The following is a 19,756-nucleotide window of genomic DNA, read 5'->3' as shown; positions in this document are numbered from 1 at the left end:
ATTTAGATGGGTCAATGGTTTAAGGCTAGTGTGTTCTTTTTGTTAGCCGCCTTTGTTGTTGCTAGCCAAGCTACTATGGCGCAGGTAAAACGCTTATCGCCAAGTGAAGGTTTATCACAAAGCTATGTCAATACCATGTTGATAGATAAAAGCGGCTATCTTTGGTTGGCGACTGAAGGAGGCTTAAATCGTTACGATGGCTATCAGGTAGTACATATTGCAGGGCCAAACGGGGAATTAGATGAAGCAATTATTGACCTTATATATCAAGACCCGGATGGTTATATTTGGATTGCATCGTTAGTTGCAGGGCTGTTTCGCTATGATCCAAGTACCGATAGTTATCAACAATTTTTATCAAAACCCACCAGTGAAGAACAAGTCTTAAGTCAGTCTGTATTTAGTATGGTTGCCACCGATAATAAGTCATTATGGATTGGCCGTGGTTGGGACTTTGCTCGCCTTGATTTAGCGACGGGCCAAATTGAGACTATTTTTGAATTACCAGAGCGCACTCGTAATACCGTGATCCGCGATTTATTACATTACAAAGGTTATATCTTCATTGCCGCCAGTACTGGCGCATATGTCTATCATATAGCAACTGGGCAATACCGAAAATTAGAGCATTTAAGCACCGAGCCAGACCATGTGTATCAAAATTATATAAAGTCGTTTGCAATAGGCGAAAATGAGCAACTGTTAGTGGGGGCCGTACGTGGTTTATATCAAGTTGATATTAGTGATTTACCGAGTATGTTTGAGCGCCCAGATGTGCCTTTTAAAAATAAAACCATATTGAACGATCTTAATATTTGGAAAATAATAAATGACCATGGGGTGCTTGATTTAGGCACCGATAAAGGTTTATTTAGTCTCGGTTTGAATAGCGGTGAGCTGACTAAAAATAATAGAGTAAAAGAAAGTAAATACTCACTGGCAGATCCAAGTGTTATCGATATTGTCAAAGATAGTAACGGCGCTATGTGGACAGCTACTAAAAGTGATGGGGCATTTTATTTACCTTATGATAATTATCATTTTGAAAATGTTAATGCCAGCATGCTCTCCGGTGATGGTTTATCGCACCCTTCTATTTGGGGCATAACCGAGTATGAAGATAAACTCTGGCTAGCAACTCATAATGGTTTAACTGCGGTTGATTTAAAAACTAATCAAGGGCAAGTGTTTTTAAAAGATTATCAAGCTGATTTGTTTACCACTGAATTTAATATCTACGCTATTTCTCCTTATAAAGATAAATTGTGGCTGCGTACTAATCGCGGGATTTTTAGTTTTGATCCGCATAGCTATGAAATTTTTCCTGCAACAACAGCCGACCCAAGCCAGCAACACCTGATCACAGGGTGGATACATGGCTCAGTATTGATGCCAAATGGTGAATTATTTTATGTTCATTCTGATCATGGCATGTTTGTTTATAATATCGACAGCCAAAAGATCACTCCTTTAGGTGGTGAATTTGAAAAGTTTGAACCGTTTTTAGCTTATGGTTTCTTACCGCCTTTATCTACCAAACCTGACTCCCCGTTATTTTATAATGCAGGGGTGCTTTATCAGGTTGATCCAAACTCATTTGCTTTAACAAAAATCTATACCGTGCCACAGCAACACGAAAATGTAGCCGTTAATGTAATGTCTTATATTGTTGATAATAATAATGTGCTGTGGATCACGTTATCGAATTTTGGCTTAATTGGTCTTGATGCATCGAATTACAAGCTGTTGTATACCATAGATTTAGATAAAAATAAGCTCGGCACCTTATTGTACGATATGGTGTTAGATGATGCTGGAATGATCTGGATGAGTAGTCATAAAGGGATCTGGCGATTAAATCCAGAAAACAAACATTTTCAGCAATTTACGACATCAGAAGGACTGGTCTCTACCGAGTTTAATAGTGGTGCATTTACGCGTTTAAAAACCGGCCAAATAGTCTATGGTACGTTAAAGGGATTTAGCTATTTTTACCCAAATGATAATCAACCTAGGCATGGTTTAATTGATCATGTAAATATAACCAGCATTGATTTGATGTCTCGTGAATTATCTACGGATCTTAAGCAACCAATAAAAACAATCACCTTAGAGCACGACGATATAGGTCTTGAAGTGGCTTTTTCGGCAATGGCATTTAACTACCAAGAACGTATTATTTATGAGTATCAACTCTCTGATGGGCAAAAGTCTTATACCCGTAATAATAACCGAGTGCTATTTCCAAAACTTAATCCCGGCAAATACCAACTAAAAATTTGGGCTAAAGATCCGCTTACTGGCGACTACACACAACCGGCAGTATTGGACATTGTGGTAAAATACCCGCTATGGCGCGCGCCTCAGTTTATAGTGCTTTACGCACTGGTGTTTTTTGGATTAGTTGCGGCTTGGATTATGCGTCGTAATCGAATTCAGCAATTATTATTAGCAGCCCATAGAGAAAGCCAAGAAAGTGAAGCGCGCTTAAAGTTAGCATTAGAGGGCAGTCGTTCAGGGGTTTGGGATTGGCAATCTTCAAGTCCAATCATTTATCAACCACGACTTAAAAATGAGCTGGGTTATGATGTTGAATCGGTTAATTTGGATGATTATTTAGCAAAAATACATCCTAAAGATAAACAACATTTTCGTATCGAATGGTTAGAATTTTTATCCACCGAGAAAGGCTATTTTAACTGCACCTATCGTTTACGCCATAAATTAGGCTATTGGCGCTGGTATAAAGACTTTGGCAAAGTGGTTGCTTGGCAAGGAAGTACACCCGAGAAAGTGGCCGGCACTTATACTAATATGACTCGTGAATTAGTGTTTGAAGAACATGCCCGTTTATTTGGCGCAGCATTTGAGCAAACCCGCGATTGGGTCTTTATTCTGGATAAAAGTTTACGTATTTTAGCTACCAACAAAGCACTGCAGAGCGCATTTAACTTTCCTGTTGATTATCGTTCTAGCTGCTCATTACACTTAGGGTTAAGTCGTGTTGTAAGGGTTAACTATTTACGTGTAATGAAGGAATTGCAAGCTGGTGAACATTTTTCTGCAGAAGATACCGTTTACTTAGCTAATGGTGAATCTCGCCATGTATTAATTAAAGTCAGTGCTGTGGCAGATACTGAACAACGCTTAGAAAGCTATGTGGTCATCCTCACTGATATTAATGCGCAAAAGTTAGCTGAAAATGAATTGTTTTTATTAGCAAATTACGACAGTTTAACGGGGTTACCAAATCGTACTTTATTTAATGACCGAGTTGAACACGCACTTGAACAGGCAAAAGGCCAAAATTCAAAAGTAGCGTTACTCAATATTAATATCAAACGTTTTAAGTATTTTAATGACTCGCTAGGGCATGAAGCTGCCGATGAGATAATAAAGGCGGTGGCACTGCGGATCAAATCGCGTGTACAGGCCAAAGATAGTGTAGCCCGTTTTAGCGGTGATGAATTTATGTTGTTAGTCGAGGGCATTCAACAAATCGAAGAGGTTGTTTTACTGTGCGTTAAGTTGATGGCCAGCTTGAATGACAACATCATTATTAACAACCAAGCGATTAGTGTCAGTTTAAGTATTGGCGTGGCGATTTCGCCTGATGATGCACTCAGTGCTAAAAGTTTAATTAAAGCGGCTGATATTGCACTGTATCATTCGAAAAAGAGCTTGGAAGGTTGTTATCAATTTTATAAACAAGAAATGAATCAGCATGTACAACGCTCTCTGCATTTAGAATCACAATTAACTCAAGCCTACCAAAATCATGCGTTTTGTAATCATTACCAAGTGATTGTTAATGCTAAAACTCATCAGGCCGAAGGGCTGGAAGTATTGCTGCGTTGGCCAGAAAATAACAGCTATGAAACGCAAGAGTTTGCGCTTGCTGCTGAGAGTATCGGTTTGATCACAAAAATTATGTTGCAAACCTTAGCTAGAGCGTTGATTGAACTTAAACAGTGGCAGTTACAAAAGCCTGACTTGTATGTGTCTATTAACCTGTCTGCACTGGATTTTGAGTATAAAAATTTAGTTGATGAAATTCGCAGTGCGCTAATTAATGCTGATGTATCAGCCAGCTCTGTGGTGTTTGAAATTACAGAATCAGTGCTGATGCATGATTCACCGCAAGCGTTAAATAGCATGTCAAAGTTGAAGCAACTAGGTTGTCGCTTATATATGGATGACTTTGGTACAGGTTATGCTTCACTCACTTATTTAAAGCGCTTTCCGATCGATGTACTGAAAATTGATCGCAGTTTTGTAACTGATATTGGTATAGATAGTGACGATGAAGCGATTATTCAGTCAACGCTTGCATTGGCGAAAAGCTTAGGTAAAGAATGCGTCGCAGAAGGCGTTGAAACTAAGCAGCAGCTTACCTTTTTGCGCAACTTAGGCTGTAATTTATTTCAGGGCTATTTATTCAGTAAACCAATCCCAGGTGATGATGTAAGCGCATTATTAAATAAAGACTGGCAGTCGTTGTTGAATGAAGACTAATGCTAGCTAGAGTTTTATTAAATGGTGAAAATATCAGTGCCGAGTTTATAAATGGTTACTTTTTTGAATTTTTAAGCTTAACTTGTTTTAGCAAAAAAATAACTATTATGAATCAAGGAAGTTATGAAGCCTGAGAAGCCTACTATTATGGATATGTCCGAATTTAAGCCATCAGCGAGATGTCCTAATTGTAATTTGATTATGTACTTAGGAAACAGGTGCCCGCATTGTGATTATTTGCTCAGTCATACGGAGCAAAAAACTCAAAGAGAATTTTGGCTTAAAGTTCGAAATACTGGCTATATAAAAGGTATGGTCTTCTTTGCTTTCTTCTTTTTTATAGCTTGGGTTTTATTTGCTGAGTCATAACGTTTTTGAGACTCAACACTACAATTAAACCAATCGCGGTGTTGATGCCCTAAACAGTTGAAATTTTAACTAGAAGCTATATCTAGTCTTGGCGTTCACCGCAGTGACGACAATAAAGGTTTTTAGTGCGTGCACTAAGTTGAGACTTAATTGCTTTGTTTGCTTCTTGCTTACTTAAACCAAGCTTACAGCGCAAATTCTCTAGGTGCTCCAGTTGCGCATCATCTAGTTTGCCATCTAGCTCGCCATCATGCAGACATTCATGCACCGCATCACTAAACATGATCCTACGCTTACGTAGCTGTTCAGAGAAACTCGAAGCTAATAAGCCGGTGGGTATTGCTACCATTCCCATACTCAGTAACGTGATCACGCCGCCAAAAAAACGCCCTAGCGGTGTTACTGGCACAACGTCACCATAACCTACAGTGGTCAGCGTTGCCATTGCCCACCACATTGCCGCAGGAATGGAGCCAAATTTATCCGGTTGTATATCGTGTTCAATTAAATAAATTCCGCAGGAAGCTAAAATTAGCACCACTGCCATTATAAAGAATGCGGCCAAAAGCGAACTGCTTTCATCACGAAATGATTGTAAAAGTAGCTGCATTGCTCGTGAGTAACGAGTGAGCTTAAAAACACGTAGGAGTCTGAGCACTCTTAAAAAACGTAAATCAAAGGTGATAAACATCATTAATAGCGTGGGCAGGATTGCCATGAGATCAATTAAGGCTAAAGGAGAGAGTAAATATTTTAAACGGCGTTGAAAATTACCACAGTCTAGACTTTTGTACTCGGCACGTTCTACGCATGACCAAAGGCGAAGTAAATACTCGATGGCAAAAATACTAACCGAGACAAGCTCAAGTATTAAAAATTCATACTTATATTGCTGAGCCAAACTGACCACGGATTCAAGCACAATTGCAATCACATTAATCATTATCAGCGATATTAGAAATATATCGATGTAATGACCAGTCTTACGGTACTCCCCATTACCTTCAAAAAATAGCGCTGTGCGTTTACGTAAATTATTCAAATTAAATCCGTGTTCTTTTAAAAATAATACTGGTTTAGAGTTTAGCTTATAGCGACTATTCAAAGGCTATAAATATGGTTATGTCAGATTGTACATTGTCGTATTGAGTGTGCATATAAGCGGTAAAAACTTGTAATGTAGAATTAAAACGTGCATTACAAACTATCGGAATAAGATGTGATTATTTTTTTCTTAATACCCGAGCTCGAAATATTAGGTGTTTGTGGTGCAAACATGACATCAATATCGTACGCTTGTAATGCATCAGCGGCTTCATTCCAGCGCTCACTATTTTGCCATTGCCCGCCAACAACCACCTTATTTACTCCCCATGCTTGTATCCATTTACAAGTGCTCTGAGTCTTTACTATTGGACTTGGCACTAAGGCAACGTGATCCACGATCGCCAGTGCGCTTATAATCGCCATTCTTTCATGCTGATTAATGATCGGAAACGTATTTTTATTTTCAAAGCATAAGTCATCTGACGCAACCGCAACAAACAGTTCGCTTCCTTGTGCTTTAGCAAATTTTAAATAATTTAAATGACCAATATGAAATAAGTCAAATACACCAAGAGCCAAACAGCGCGTATTATGACTGCTTTTATTATCTGAATTTAAGCTATGTATTTGTGAGTTTAGAGTCATGTAGGCATACTTTCGGCTTTATCGGTTAATTTTTTTATTAATTCGTCGTTATTATCAAAAAAAGTAAGTTGGTTTAATATGTGTTTTAATTTCCCCCATTCACTCATTAAGCATAACTTATAAAGCCTTGAATACACAAAGCACTGTGTTAATAACGAGAATGAGCGAATATTTTTTGCGCATAAAATAGTATCAAAAAGAGGGTCGGGTGTTTGCCAATCTCCATAAAGCGCACTTAATATCAGTTCAGGTTGTGCTAGTACTTCGTCACACAAATTTTGACTAGTTGAGAGCACCGTAAGCTCTCTCTAGTTTTTCACGTGCTGAATCAACATTAAACATCCAATTTATACTGGCGCCTTCTTTATTTCGGCGCCATTCCCACGCCGTGAGCTCTGTCTTTAACTCTTCCATACTTGCTATGCGCCGATCTAAGCATTGCTTATTCATATTGCCAATTTCTATCTCGACCATATTCAACCAACTCGCATGTTTAGGTGTGTAATGGAACTCTATTTTATTTAAAATACGTCGTGCTTCTTGCGGTGAAAATGCTTTATATAACGCACCTTCCGTATGAGTCGATAAGTTATCTAGCACGACACGAATTTTATTCGCATGTGGGTAGTGTTCATCGACTAAGTCCTTCATACAGTGTGCAAAATCAACTTTCGTTTTCCTCTGTGTTGCTTTAACGTGTCGCCAACCCCGATGACGGTCAAAGAATACAAATAAGTTAGCCACGCCAACCCGTTTATATTCATAATCTAGGCGTTTTACCTGTCCCTTTTTCATCGGTTGTACTGGCCGTGTATCATCAACAAGTTGCTTCATCGCCTCATCAAAATTAATAATGGGATTGAGCTCATCCGCTGGCTCAGCATATAATTCAAGTACATGCTCCATTCTTGCAATATACTCAGCGTCCATTGTTGCCACACACCACATCTTTTTTTGCCATGGCTTTAACGCATTTTCTTTAAGGCGTCTACGAACCGTTTCATATGAAATACTGTCTAAATCCGTTAATGTTATTAATCGCTCGCCAAGTAACGCTAATGTCCATCGGCAGTGTCCTGTTGGCGGCTCAGAACAGGCTGTGGCTATTAAAGTTACTTCATCTTTCGCGGAGGTTTTTCTCATAGCACCACTTCGTGCACCTTCATTTAAAGCGGCTTCTAAACCGTCTTCGACAAACTGACGTTTGACTCGAAATACAGTTGAAGAGCTCACTTGAACCGCTTCACATATTTGATCTGTTGTATATCGACAACGGTCCGCTTTTAATAAAATGGCGGCTCGTTTGTACTTTCGAACATTGACCATGCCTTTTTTGCAGTAGTTAACTAATTCGCATTTTTCTTCTGCTGATAATTCAACAATATACTTTCGGTTCATAACAATATTAAATGAGTAAATATGAGTTAAAGGATCGTCAATTAGGATAAAAGTTCATTATGAATAAAGAAGAGTTGCCGTCGTTCACTGTGAAACAAGGGCAGTATTTGGCATTTATTTATTACTACACAAAAGTGAATGGTGTTGCACCTGCTGAAAATGATTTTGAGCGTTATTTTGGAACTGCATCATCAAGTGTTCATGCAATGATTTTAACGCTTAAAAAGAAAGGGTTCATCACTTCAACTGCTGGAAAAAGCCGAACGATAAAGCTATTGATAGGAATAAATCAGTTGCCTGAATTTAAGTAAGGCAACTGATCAGAACTTCTGTGAACGAGTACTAGCAAAGTGCACCTGCCAGTAACTCGTCAAACCGATTAAACTATTTCTGAATTTCAATTAGGAGATAGCCATGAGAAAAATGCGTAGCCTTGAGCAGTGGCGCAACATTATCGAAGAACAACAAGCCAGCGATTTAACTATTACTGAGTTTTGCCAGCAACATGCCTTATCAAAAACAAGCTTTTATGCGGCACGAAGTAAGCTTACTGCTGCATCTGGTAGTTTTGTTCGCGCAAAAGTTACTAAACACGTTGATCCCACTGAACAGCAACAGCCGATCATTCTTGCTATCGGTAACGTGAAAGTCAGCTTGCCATCCACAATGCCTGCCACTTATCTGAGTCAACTGTTACGCGAGCTTGCCTAATGAAAATGTTCGTTGAACCTGCACATATTTACCTCTATCGCGATGCCGTGGATTTTCGAAAATCCATTGATGGTCTGGTCGCACTGGTTGAAGGCGAGCTTGAACGTGATGCTTACACTGGTGCATTATTTTTGTTCTGCAATAAAGCGAAAGACAAACTCAAGCTGGTTTACTGGGATAAAACGGGGTTTGCTTTTTGGTACAAGCGGTTAGAAAAACAAAAGTTCAAATGGCCAAACAAAGCCAATCTGCAAGAATTTGAACTCAGTCCTCAGCAATTGGATTGGTTGTTGTCGGGATATGATGTGCTTGGTCATGAAGAGTTGCGGTATCAATCGATGCTCTAATCGATCATATTGGCAGTAAATGATCGTTGCCACACCGTCTGTTTTATCTTTGCGTCAAGCAAGAAAACACCGTCAAATTCTGTTAAATTGCGAACATGAAAATTGATGCACACTCACTTCCTGACGACCCAGAACAACTCAAGCGCATGTTGCTTGAGTTGCAACAGCATATGGATGAAAAGTTAGCTGAAAAAGACGCGCAAATTCACGAATTGCTACAAGCTTATAACGCGAAACTAGCCAAAGAGTACGCCAAGAAATCTGAAAAGATGCCGGGTGCAGGCGAAGTATTCAATGAAGCAGAAGATATTCTCGATGAACATGATAAAGCGCTATTGGCCACATCGGCCTCAGTAAAGAAAGAAAAAGCCAAACCGAAACGCCGGCCACTGCCAGCGCAGTTGCCGCGAATTGAGGTGGTTGTTGACCTCGAAGAGGGTGACAAAATGTGTGATTGCTGTCAAAGCCCCCTTCACAAAATGGGTGAAAGCAGCAGTGAAGCACTCGAGTTTGTGCCAGCGAATATCAAAGTAATCAAAACTATTCGTCCAAAATACACATGCCGTCACTGTGAGCGTGAAGGGATTGAAAGTGTGGTAAAAACCGCCCTCATGCCCGCAACAGCCATTCCAAAAAGTATTGCAACGCCCAGCCTGCTGAGCCAAATAATCATGTGTAAATACCAGTTTGGCTTACCGCTTTATCGCCAAGAAACATTGTTTGCCGATATCGGTATTGAGTTGAGCAGGCAAACCATGTCGAGCTGGATGCTACGCAGCGCTGAATTGTTGTCACCACTCTATCAGCGCTTAAAAGACGTGTTGCTATCTCAACCGGTTATTCACGGCGATGAAACCCCGTTAAACGTCATTAATGCAGATAAAGCAACCAGCTATATGTGGCTGTATTGTTGCGGCGATGATAAACCGAGTAAAGGCACCAATATTGTCTTGTTTGATTACCATAACAGTCGCGCAGGCCAATGTGCGGTTGATTTCCTTGATGGTTACGAAGGCTACATGCACGTTGACGGCTACAAGGCTTACGAGCAAACGAATGCAACACTGGTTGCGTGCTTAGCCCATATGCGCCGTAAATTCATCGAGGCCAAAGGCAATAATAAAAAAACCGTCAAAGCAGATGTAGCACTAAACCTTATTCGCAAGCTCTACGGTATTGAGCAAGCCATCAAAGGAAAAGCGGCCGATGAAAAATTCACCGTTAGGCAGCAAAAAGCCAAACCAATCGTTGATGAATTGTATCAATGGTTACTCAAACACAAAGACAAAATCCCTCCCCAAATGGCGCTAGGTAAAGCCATTAACTACGCGATAAATCAGTTTGAGAAATTCAGGCGTTACCTCGATGATGGCAGGCTCAGTATTGACAATAACCGTGCAGAGCGAGCTATAAAACCGTTCGTAATAGGGCGAAAAAACTGGTTGTTCTCAAATACCTGCAATGGTGCTCATGCCAGCGCTATACTTTATAGTCTTATTGAAACCGCAAAGGCAAATGACCTTGTGGTGCATGACTATATCTCTACTTGCTTACAGCGCCTTGCTGAGCAGCCAGATAACCTTGAGCCACTGCTACCTTGGAACATTAAGCAAAGCTAGGTGTCGTTAGCTATACGCTTACGGTTCAAGGTTAAAAAACAATCAAATAAAATGTGTAGAACCAGTTCCTAAAAAGAGTAATTCTACAACTTCAACAGCTTATTCAAAGGATCTAAACCCACAAGTTGCAGACAGAAAATCCTTTGAGTTTTTTAATACTTTCAGTCTAACTCTGTATCTAAATGTAAATCAAGGGATTTATATTTGTTGTTTTTTTGTTGTTGTAAAATACAAGAAATAACCCCGCGAGTTGTTGAAAAACCCAAATACAACGACTGTTTATATATGGCTATGTTGTAGTTAAGTGTGGCTAGGCGATAATTCATTTTATAAAGCCTCTTTTATCCATGTTTGATCTGAGAACTCCGTGTTATCTTCCATGGTTCTAAACCAACTCAGATAATTCTCAATATAGTCAGTACCTAATTCGTGTGAATCGCAATGTGGACAATGAGATATTGTTTCTTCATGGTCAGCAATGGCTTGATCCAGTTGGTTATTAGCAATATTAGATTCAAATTCATGACGGAGTTTTTTAGTTGGGAGTAGTTTAAGTTAATAACGTGACGTAATACATTTTGAAACTGCTTTGAAGCCATACAGCATCTGCCGTTGTTGGGTTTCAGTACATTAAGTATAGTTCACCAACAAATCTTGACTTCAGATATCAAAATTCTTAACTGTCCGCTTCACGCTTAATCCCGCCTCTCAGATCGTCACGGACAACTAATTAAATACCACTACATACGACTAAGTACCACTCATACCTTAGTTCTTAAGGAACATTGATCGCGTGACTTCCTATTTTAAAACGGCAAATGTCACTTTCTTTTTCAATGGATTGACGCTTACAATTTACCGCTAGTAGCTTTAGTACACGGTGTATCTTGTGGCTGCACCGTGTTTGCTCTATGCAATCCAAAACATCATCCAACCAAAGATAACTGCACTTGCTCGCTCTAAATGTCGAGATCGCACACTTAAATATCGTCGCTGCACTATGGCAGATAAAACGCTTGATAAGTGTTTGCAGTATGCTCAGCCAAACCAGCGATTCTGCAATGTGTGGGTCTCTTGTGATGAATCCCTTAAGGTTATTCCATGACTTTAGCTCTTTGAAAAGTAACTCGATTTGCCAACGAGTCGCGTATATATCGAGTAACTCATCAAAGTTAAACTGTGTTTCTTTTAAATTAGTAACAAGGAAAACAGGGCGCTTTTCATCGGGTAGATAAATAAGCCTGTACTCGGGTCCATTTTTCTTCCAGCGTACTGTTAACTCAAGTGGCTGACTAGCACGCTTTTTGAGCAAGGTTTTGAGTTTAATATGCTTTTCTTTAAGCTCTACGCCCGCGCAATAAGCAGATGTGACGGTTGGGTTGATGTTTTTATTCGCTCTGACCAAAAAGTAGCCGCCATCTTGAGATACTTGTTCAAAGTAATCTAAGTCAAAATACCCTGCATCAGCAAGTAATAACGTATCTTCAAGTGTGTGACTACCCGGTAAAAAGGCTCGCTCGGTTTCAACATCAGGACGGATATCTATTTCACAAGGCTGTTCGTTAAATAGGTCATAAGTAAGATGTAACTCAATTGCGGCAGGACTTATCGCAGTAAAGCGACCAGCAAAAACCTGCGCTAATTCATAATGTAGAGCAAATGAAGAGCCATCTTGCAATAACACTCGCTGTATTCCTCGCTGGGTAAAAAAGGTTTTATCCAGCGTGTTTACAGTCAATTTAGACATCGCTTGAATAACGAGTTCACGGACTAGCTCAGTCAAGGCTGGTTTTCGAATTTGATTATGAAAGGGTTTATAACTTATCGTGCAATTGGCCTGCGTTCGCAGGTTCTGATGGATATCTGACAAGTTAGCGTCTTGCAGGCAAGATAAGCTTTTGAACACAGCTTTGAGCAGAGAAACGATCGACAGGCAACGGTGTCGAACTTGAAATCCGGAGGTTTTTGCAAGCTCAATGAGGTGTTTTTCTGAGATAAGGGCTTTTAATTGATTTGAAACTTGGTTAATCTGCATGTGAACTCTGTTTTTGGTCATGTTTTTATTGGCGTAACTATTTGATCATTAACAGAGTTCAACTTCAAGTTTCTTAAGATCCAACCTATGAGTATTTGTTCAATTCCAGATTTTAATATTGTAATGACTTTAAATAGCTTTTAAGGCTAATATAAAATACGCCATTGATAAAAATGAAATAAAGTTGTTTCCATTTGTTTGTTAATAAATAACGGGTAACTCTAAAGGCTCGTTATGTACCTATAGTTTTATTTAAAGGAGTTTTATTTTGATTATTAGGGCTGCGGGGATAGATGATCTTGCACAATTACTTGAACTTGAGCAGTTTGTTGTAGATGCTGAAAGGCCCTATAATGCTTCTTTAAAGGAGGGAGCTGTATTTTATTATGATATAGAAAAGCTTATCTTATGCCCTGATTCACACCTATTAGTTGTTGAGGTAGAGAATGAAATTGTTGCCACTGGATACGCTCAAATAAGAGATTCTAAGTTATCGTTAGAGCACACAAAGCACGCTTATCTGGGTTTTATGTATGTATCTCCAAGCTACCGAGGTCAGAGTCTTAACTCTAAATTAATAATAGAATTAGTAAATTGGAGCAAGAGCCGAGGTATATTTGATTTTTATCTTGATGTATATGCAGAGAATGATTCAGCAATTAAAGCATACGAAAAAGTAGGTTTTAAACCCGCGCTACTAGAAATGAAGCTTTGTTTGGATCAGTTAAATACATAGTTAGTTTGACGTATACTCCAACCGACTCCACTTTCAAAACGAGTATTCTTTTAGATTCGCTAATAAACCAAGGTAACTAATGAAGTACAAAATTAGGGTTTTTGCTGCACTTTTCGTATGCTTTACGACAACAGCGACCGCCGAAAGTAACCCCGATGATTTTTTCAAGACTATATTAAATTAGGTGAGAGTTTAGATCCGAAAGTCGCGCAACCCTATGATGATGGGGCAAAAATACATGCGTATCGAGTTTATCCTCATGGTTTGGAAAGAAGTATGAGTTTTACTGGAGCTCAATGGAAACAGATTGTCCAGAAGATCATGCTATTAGCAAATGCAAATAATGATAAGAATACATTTTCTGAGATAAGAATCTCTAAAGTTGAGGGTGGCTATAAAATCAAAGCTAAAAGATACTCTGATAGCAAATGCTATACAGATACTAGCTACTACATGATCCTGAAGCGACAAGAGGGCAGTGAGTTGGCAATACTAGTGAAATCCATGGAGATCAAACCATTGTCAAATTGCTAAGTGCAAAATACGGTGGTAAGCAACTCGTCTGCAAAACATTTGAAAAAGATAAGAGCATGATAAATGAATTGAGTTGTCGGGATTAAATCCCCGACCTACACAAGATCTAACATCTAGTACCCGTTCACATAAGTTCTGATTAGTTCCCTTACTTAAATTCGGGCAACTGATTTATTCCAATTAATAATTTTATAGTTTGGCTTTTTCCTGCAGTTGAAGTGATGAGTATTTTCTTTTTAAGCGTTAAAATCATTGCATGAACACTCAATGATGCAGTCCCAAAACCACTTGTAGCAGGTGCAATACTATTCACTTTTGTGTAGTAATAAATGCCAAATACAGCCTTTTTTCACAGTAAACGACAGCAACTCTTCTTTATTGATAATGAAAATTTTATCCTAATTGACGATCCTTTAACTCATATTTACTCATTTAATATTGTTATGAACTGAAAGTATGCTATTGAATTATAATAAAAATTAGATCTAGTAACCTACTGCAAAAAAGGCATGGTTAATGTTCGAAAGTACAAACGAGCCGCTATTTAATTAAAAGCTGACCGTTGTCGATATACAACAGAGCAAATATGTTAGGCGATTCAAGTTAGTTCTTCAACTGCATTTCGGGTCAAACGTCAGTGTGTCGAAGAGAGTTTAGACGCTGTTTTAAATGAAGATGCACGAAATTGTGCTATGAGAAAAATATCTGCGAAGGAGGAAGCAACTTTAATAGCCACAGCCTGTACTGAGCAGCCAACGGGATATTGCCGATGGACATTAGCGTCATTAGGTGAGCGATTAATTACATTAACGGATTGGCGTGGATAACTTATTTGTATTTTTTGACCGTCGTCGAGGTTGGCGGCATGTTAAAGCAACATAGGAGAAAACGAAGGTTGATTGTGCTCATTATATGAACGACTTAGTCGATGAACAGTATCCACATGCGAATAAAATTCGTGTAGTGCTAGATAACTATCGACTGATACTGAAGGTGTGTTATTTAAAGCATTTTCACCTCAAGATGCGCGACGTATTTTAAATAAAATAGAGTTCCATTACACACCAAAACATGCGAGCTGGTTGAATATGGTCGAGATAGAAATTGGCAATATGAATAAGCAATGCTTAGATCTTCGCATAGCAAGTACGGAAGAGTTGAAGGCAGATCTCGCGGCGTGGGAATGGCGCCGAAATACAAAAGGCAGTGGTATAAATTAGATTTCTAATATTAATTCTGCACGTGAAAAACTAGAGAGAGCTTACGATGCTCTCAACTAGTCAAAATTTGTGTGATGAAGTACTAGATGCCATACGTTGCCAAAGGGAGTTGTTTTTTCTACTAAATTTAAGGTTGGATATTGTGTAATTCTATTCCACTCAAAGGGAATATCACTCATCCAAAGCCCACAAATAGTTTGTTGGTTGGCGGTATCAACACCAAAGCCACAAATGTCCAAGGTCACTCCATCTGGGTGAGCAAAGCATCGTGGGTTAATTAAGTCATAAGAGCGCATATGTTCATGCCAGCCTTGGCTTTTTAAAAGTGTAATAGCCTGCTCCATTTGCCCCCAATCAACTCCAATATCAATATCTTTATCAAAAGGGAGAATTGCACCTTCGCGTATGATGCCCAATAAGCTACCTGCTGTGGCAAAGGATTTAATGTTTTCTTGGCGTAAAAGGGCAAGGGTTTTCCATAGCAAGGCCTCATGTATTTTGGTATCGAATTCAACTTTTGGTTGTTGTTTGTAGCTATGGATGGGTGGAGTGTCTAAAAACATCTCTAATGCATGGCGATATTGTGCAACCGCTAAGGGAAGCTCACGTGCTTGTTGGTAGCACATACCTAAGGTATAACTAAGCTCACTTGAAGCTGGGTGTGCTGCCATGCAAGCTATTAATGGCGCTATGTGATTTTTTGCTGTGCCCTCTATCAGTGCTATTTCGGTCAAATAACGATGTGCAATCAAAGATGAGTGGTCTTTGCTCAGTACATATTTAAATTTTGCCTGCGCTAATTGGTATTGGTTTTTTTGGTATAACTCAATGCCTTTTATTAACTCTGTATGTATTATGCTCAATTGATTATTTTCCGTAGATATAAATAAAAATCACAGTTCTTTCACAATAGAACATGTTCTTAATAATGTATTGTTTTTAATGCTTACAGGTAGAGTGCAGCTTGGGGCAATAATGACTCTATTAAGGTCTAAGTTGCGGCGGCAGTATAATAAAAATTGTTCAATTTCTTCCGTTTTAAGTGGGCGCGGTAATAATAATTTATCCAATAGCCCTACAAATGTAATATCAGGGAAGCTAGTGAGCAAAGCTTTTATAGATACCACATCGTGGCAGTCATCAATTGATAGTAAAGAGAACCTGTTACTATCTAGGTAATCAAAATAAATGGAAGAACTGCAATGATAGTGAAGAAGGTGGTTCTGATGTGTTAACTGCGCTATGCATTGTTCATCATAAGGCGCTACAAGTGTTTTAAATTGCTGATAACTGCAAAATGCACCACAAGCATGAAAGCTGCAGTAGTAAATTCTAACATTTTTAATTAATAGTAAAGCTTCAATATATTGTGCTGTTATATCACTTAATAAAGATAACATCTTTTTGTAAGGTGCGCGCTCTAACTCGGCTGCAGTTAATGTACCCGCAAGCATTGAATTTAAATGATAAAGCGGAGAGTAAACCGTTGCAAAACACAGTTTATTCTCATTGCTAAAGTGCTCGCTAACACGTTTATGTGCTTCAATATTTATGAGTAGTTGCGGACAATCGTTTAATTCTTTAGGGCTTTTTTTATCATCTAACAAAGCTGATAAACTATGGGGGTAGCTGTTTTTTTCAACTGTTCCTAATGGGTTATGTTTGAAGTGCCGTTTAATGCCAAATGCGCTACATACACTATTACTATTACAGCTCAGTTTTATAAAGCAATGATCATGAATATCTTGGTATCTAATAACTGACTTTGCTAGTAAGTCAGCATCTAAGTCGATATTAGGCCAGTGCTTCCAGCTCGTTACTTTCAACTATAGTCCCTTATAACTTCAGTACCATGTTTATACTGCCTTCTTCAAAGTCGCGGCTGATCTTAAAGCCTAGTTTTCGGGCTAATTCAATCATTCCGGTATTTTCCGGCAGGGTGATACCCTCAATAAATTGTACGCCTTGGCTTTGACAATACTCAATAGCGGCGCGCATTAATAAGCCACCTAAGCCAAGGCCTTGGCAGTTTGAGCGTACTACTATAGCAAATTCGGCATGCACTTTATCTGGGTCCATTAACACCCGAGAGACGCCAAGCGTGGCGTTGTCTTGAGTGATAATAAACGCCATTTCACGATCGTAGTCAATTTGCGTCATTTTAGCGAGTTGATCGTGGTTAAATTGCGGCAGCTCACCAAAAAAGCGCTTGTAGCGATCTTCTTTGCTGAGAGATTGATCAAACTCTTGGTGCGCTTGTTCATCTTCTGGCTTTATTGGTCTGAGTGTCGCAAGGGTATTATTTTTAAGCGTCACTTGTTTAACCAGCTCAATTGGGTAAGGGCGAATAGATAAGCGTTTACGATGTGATTGTACTTGGTAGTGACTCAGGGTCATGGTGGCATCAAGCACCAAAAACTGGCCATTACTGGCTAAAATAGGATTTAACTCAAGCGAAGTTATATCGGGTTGATCAATTACCAGTTGTGAAATTCGCGTAAGCAATGCACACAGGCGATACTTATCAACTTTCTCAGGCAAAATGCGATCTTTAAGCACGCCTTTATCATGCGCCGCAGCAATTAAATATTTTGCTAAGTTCATATTCAAAGGTGGTAAAGCAACCGCTGCTTGAGCAAACTCTAGACCTGTGCCGGCTTCTCCTAGAAGTATTACAGGACCAAAATTAGACTCAGTTTTTACGGCAATGCGTAGTTCATTGGCCCCCGCTCTGGGAGCCATTTTTTGTAGCGAAAAACCTTCAATAATCGCATCAGGGTAGGTGTTTCTTATTCTTAATAACATTGCAAAAGCGGTTTGCTCAACTTCTTGTGCGTCATTGAGATTAAGTACTACACCACCGACTTCTGATTTAGATGGAATGCTAGGGCTGATCAGTTTCAGTGCCACAGGAAAGCCTAGCTCTATGGCTTGCTCTTTTGCTTCTGTCGGCGTGTATGCGACCTCGGTTTGAATACATTCAACGCCATAGTGAGCGAGTATTTGGCTGGCTTGATGGGTGGATAGATAGCTTTGCTGCTCTGCTAAAAACTCATTCACGAGCGCTTTTGCTGCGTGTTTATTGATTTTAGCGTCATCTGTGTTTGACTCTGGAGTTTGGGTTAAATGTTTTTGATTACGGCGATAACTTACTAAGTGCATAAAGGCACGAACTGCGCCCTCTGGGGTGCGATAAGTAGGAATGCCGTAGTTGCTACATACACGACGGGCGGCATAGGCGGCATCTTCGCCCATAAAATTTGTGATCACATAAGGACGCGCCATTTTCGGTAGTTTATTCAACGTTTCAGCGATAATTAATGCATAGTCTTCACTTGGCGCAAGGGCCGATGGCGTGTGAATGATCAGTAGATTTTTTACTTCCTTAGCATGCAATAAAATTTCCAGTGCTTGTTGGTAGCGTGCCGGAACTGAGTCACCAAAAATGTCCACCGGATTAGAGGTCATATCCGATTGTGGGATCACTTTATTGAGCGCCGCACGGGTTTCTTCACTTAATTGTGTCAGCTTACCAGAACTTTGTAATAAGCTATCAACGGCCATTACGCCGGGGCCGCCGCCATTGGTTAAAATGGTGAGTTGTTCCACCTTTAATAATTTAGGATGCATGGCCAGTGTTTGTGTAGCAGCAAACAGTTCAGTTAAATCATTTACCCGTAACATACCTGCGCGTTGGAAGAGGGCGTCATACACCGCATCTGAACTTTGCTTGCCGCCAGTGTGAATTTCGGCAGCAAGTGCTCCAGCCGCTGTTTTACCGGTTTTAATGGCGATCACCGGTTTACTAAACGCAGCGGCACGAGCAGCTGAAATAAAGCTGCGGATATTCTCAATGTTGTCAATGTACAGCAAAATAGCCTTCGTTTTTGCATCGCGACCTAAAAAGTCGAGTAGTTCAGCAAAGTCGATATCTAAACAATCTCCCACAGAGACAAAGTATGAAAAGCCAATTTCTTTATGTTTTGCCCAATCTAAAATAGTGGAGCACACAGCAGCTGACTGTGAAATAAACGCTAATTTACCAGGGCTTGCGATAGTGTGAGAAAAACTCGCATTGAGGCCAATATGGGGGATCAATAAACCCAAACAATTAGGGCCAAGTAACGATACTTTGGCATGTTTAGCGGCTTCTTGCAGTGCTGTTTTTTGTTCATGATTGAGTCCGGCTGCGATCACAATCGCATTTTTACAGCCAAACTCTCCCAGCTCTGCAATGATATTAAGTAGAGTGTGTTTGTTCGTACAAATAACTGCAAGGTCCGGTATTTTCGGTAGCGCCGCAATAGACGGGTAGGCCAACACGCCATGTACGGCGCTATTAGTCGGGCTTACTGGCATGATAGGGCCGTTAAATCCGCCTTGTAATAAGTTGCGCATTACTACAAATCCTGCTCGGGAAACGTTATTCGATGCACCAATCACGGCAACCGAAGTCGGATTGAAAAACTGACTAATGCGTTTTACACTCATGGTCTTTCCTTGCGGGTTATTTGTTTTTTAGCACGACGATGCAATAGAATCTTTTTGCTAACGACGCTCGCATCTTGAGGTGGTTTGGG

At 39.7% G+C, this 19,756-nt stretch carries 17 protein-coding genes; 9 read left to right on the top strand and 8 right to left on the bottom strand.

Features of this window, described 5'->3' with window-relative positions; all coding sequences use genetic code 11:
- The first annotated feature begins 6 nt into the window (after positions 1-6).
- Positions 7-4,515, top strand: a complete 4,509-nt coding sequence (locus PVK79_RS20785) for an EAL domain-containing protein (RefSeq protein ID WP_257324462.1) — start codon at positions 7-9, stop codon at positions 4,513-4,515.
- Between the two features lie 451 nt (positions 4,516-4,966).
- Here the strand turns inward: PVK79_RS20785 and PVK79_RS20780 are convergent, their stop codons facing one another.
- The 4 genes from PVK79_RS20780 to PVK79_RS20765 form a co-directional block, all read right to left on the bottom strand.
- A complete protein-coding gene (locus PVK79_RS20780; protein ID WP_145234904.1) occupies positions 4,967-5,926 on the bottom strand; it encodes an ion transporter in 960 nt (319 codons plus the stop codon).
- A gap of 155 nt (positions 5,927-6,081) precedes the next feature.
- Positions 6,082-6,576 (bottom strand): FAD synthase family protein, encoded by a 495-nt coding sequence (locus tag PVK79_RS20775; protein WP_182734555.1) that lies wholly within the window; start codon positions 6,574-6,576, stop codon positions 6,082-6,084.
- Positions 6,573-6,872 (bottom strand): hypothetical protein, encoded by a 300-nt coding sequence (locus tag PVK79_RS20770; RefSeq protein ID WP_257324460.1) that lies wholly within the window; start codon positions 6,870-6,872, stop codon positions 6,573-6,575. The genes PVK79_RS20775 and PVK79_RS20770 overlap by 4 nt, the downstream gene beginning before the upstream one ends.
- Positions 6,859-7,974: an IS630 family transposase gene (locus PVK79_RS20765; RefSeq protein ID WP_257324033.1), complete on the bottom strand. Its 1,116-nt coding sequence runs from the start codon at positions 7,972-7,974 to the stop codon at positions 6,859-6,861. The genes PVK79_RS20770 and PVK79_RS20765 overlap by 14 nt, the downstream gene beginning before the upstream one ends.
- A gap of 59 nt (positions 7,975-8,033) precedes the next feature.
- Between PVK79_RS20765 and PVK79_RS20760 the strand changes: the two genes are divergently transcribed.
- The 4 genes from PVK79_RS20760 to tnpC all read left to right on the top strand — a co-directional run bounded on the left by PVK79_RS20760 (position 8,034) and on the right by tnpC (position 10,651).
- The gene (locus PVK79_RS20760; protein WP_149983453.1) at positions 8,034-8,285 is read left to right on the top strand and encodes a LexA family protein; all 252 of its coding nucleotides are present in this window, start codon (positions 8,034-8,036) and stop codon (positions 8,283-8,285) included.
- A gap of 103 nt (positions 8,286-8,388) precedes the next feature.
- Positions 8,389-8,685 (top strand): IS66 family insertion sequence element accessory protein TnpA, encoded by a 297-nt coding sequence (gene tnpA / locus PVK79_RS20755; RefSeq protein WP_182762792.1) that lies wholly within the window; start codon positions 8,389-8,391, stop codon positions 8,683-8,685.
- Positions 8,685-9,032, top strand: coding sequence for an IS66 family insertion sequence element accessory protein TnpB (gene tnpB, locus PVK79_RS20750; protein ID WP_257324457.1), 348 nt, complete (start codon positions 8,685-8,687; stop codon positions 9,030-9,032). The genes tnpA and tnpB overlap by 1 nt, the downstream gene beginning before the upstream one ends.
- Positions 9,033-9,127: 95 nt before the next feature.
- Entirely contained in the window at positions 9,128-10,651 is a 1,524-nt protein-coding gene (tnpC, locus tag PVK79_RS20745; protein ID WP_257324456.1) for an IS66 family transposase, read from the top strand.
- Positions 10,652-11,426: 775 nt separating this feature from the next.
- On the opposite strand, the gene PVK79_RS20740 is transcribed toward tnpC, so the two are convergent.
- Positions 11,427-12,686: an IS4 family transposase gene (locus PVK79_RS20740; protein ID WP_257324454.1), complete on the bottom strand. Its 1,260-nt coding sequence runs from the start codon at positions 12,684-12,686 to the stop codon at positions 11,427-11,429.
- A gap of 268 nt (positions 12,687-12,954) precedes the next feature.
- Here PVK79_RS20740 and PVK79_RS20735 point away from each other — a divergent pair, with 268 nt between their 5' ends.
- The 4 genes from PVK79_RS20735 (at position 12,955) to PVK79_RS20720 (ending at position 15,176) form a co-directional block, all read left to right on the top strand.
- Positions 12,955-13,422 carry a GNAT family N-acetyltransferase gene (locus tag PVK79_RS20735; RefSeq protein WP_257324452.1) on the top strand — a complete coding sequence of 156 codons (468 nt, stop codon included), beginning with the start codon at positions 12,955-12,957 and terminating at the stop codon, positions 13,420-13,422.
- A gap of 276 nt (positions 13,423-13,698) precedes the next feature.
- Complete coding sequence (locus PVK79_RS20730) at positions 13,699-13,956, top strand: hypothetical protein (protein WP_257324446.1); 258 nt, start codon at positions 13,699-13,701, stop codon at positions 13,954-13,956.
- Between the two features lie 692 nt (positions 13,957-14,648).
- On the top strand, positions 14,649-14,783 hold the full coding sequence (locus PVK79_RS20725; RefSeq protein WP_257324444.1) for a hypothetical protein: 135 nt from the start codon (positions 14,649-14,651) through the stop codon (positions 14,781-14,783).
- 168 nt (positions 14,784-14,951) lie between these two features.
- A complete protein-coding gene (locus PVK79_RS20720) occupies positions 14,952-15,176 on the top strand; it encodes a transposase (RefSeq protein WP_257324442.1) in 225 nt (74 codons plus the stop codon).
- A gap of 56 nt (positions 15,177-15,232) precedes the next feature.
- Here the strand turns inward: PVK79_RS20720 and PVK79_RS20715 are convergent, their stop codons facing one another.
- Genes PVK79_RS20715 through PVK79_RS20705 form a run of 3 tightly spaced genes read right to left on the bottom strand, consistent with a single transcriptional unit; the run spans position 15,233 to position 19,667 of the window.
- Entirely contained in the window at positions 15,233-16,039 is an 807-nt protein-coding gene (locus PVK79_RS20715) for a tetratricopeptide repeat protein (RefSeq protein WP_257324441.1), read from the bottom strand.
- Positions 16,040-16,069: 30 nt separating this feature from the next.
- Positions 16,070-17,002: a uroporphyrinogen decarboxylase family protein gene (locus PVK79_RS20710; protein ID WP_182758124.1), complete on the bottom strand. Its 933-nt coding sequence runs from the start codon at positions 17,000-17,002 to the stop codon at positions 16,070-16,072.
- Positions 17,003-17,012: 10 nt separating this feature from the next.
- Positions 17,013-19,667, bottom strand: a complete 2,655-nt coding sequence (locus tag PVK79_RS20705) for a bifunctional acetate--CoA ligase family protein/GNAT family N-acetyltransferase (RefSeq protein WP_182731337.1) — start codon at positions 19,665-19,667, stop codon at positions 17,013-17,015.
- Between the last annotated feature and the right edge of the window lie 89 nt (positions 19,668-19,756).

Origin of the sequence: Pseudoalteromonas rhizosphaerae, assembly GCF_028885455.1 — a bacterium.
Taxonomy (GTDB): Bacteria; Pseudomonadota; Gammaproteobacteria; order Enterobacterales; family Alteromonadaceae; genus Pseudoalteromonas; species Pseudoalteromonas rhizosphaerae.
The sequence above is the reverse complement of the archived record's forward strand: the minus strand, read 5'-3'. Positions and strand labels throughout refer to the sequence as shown.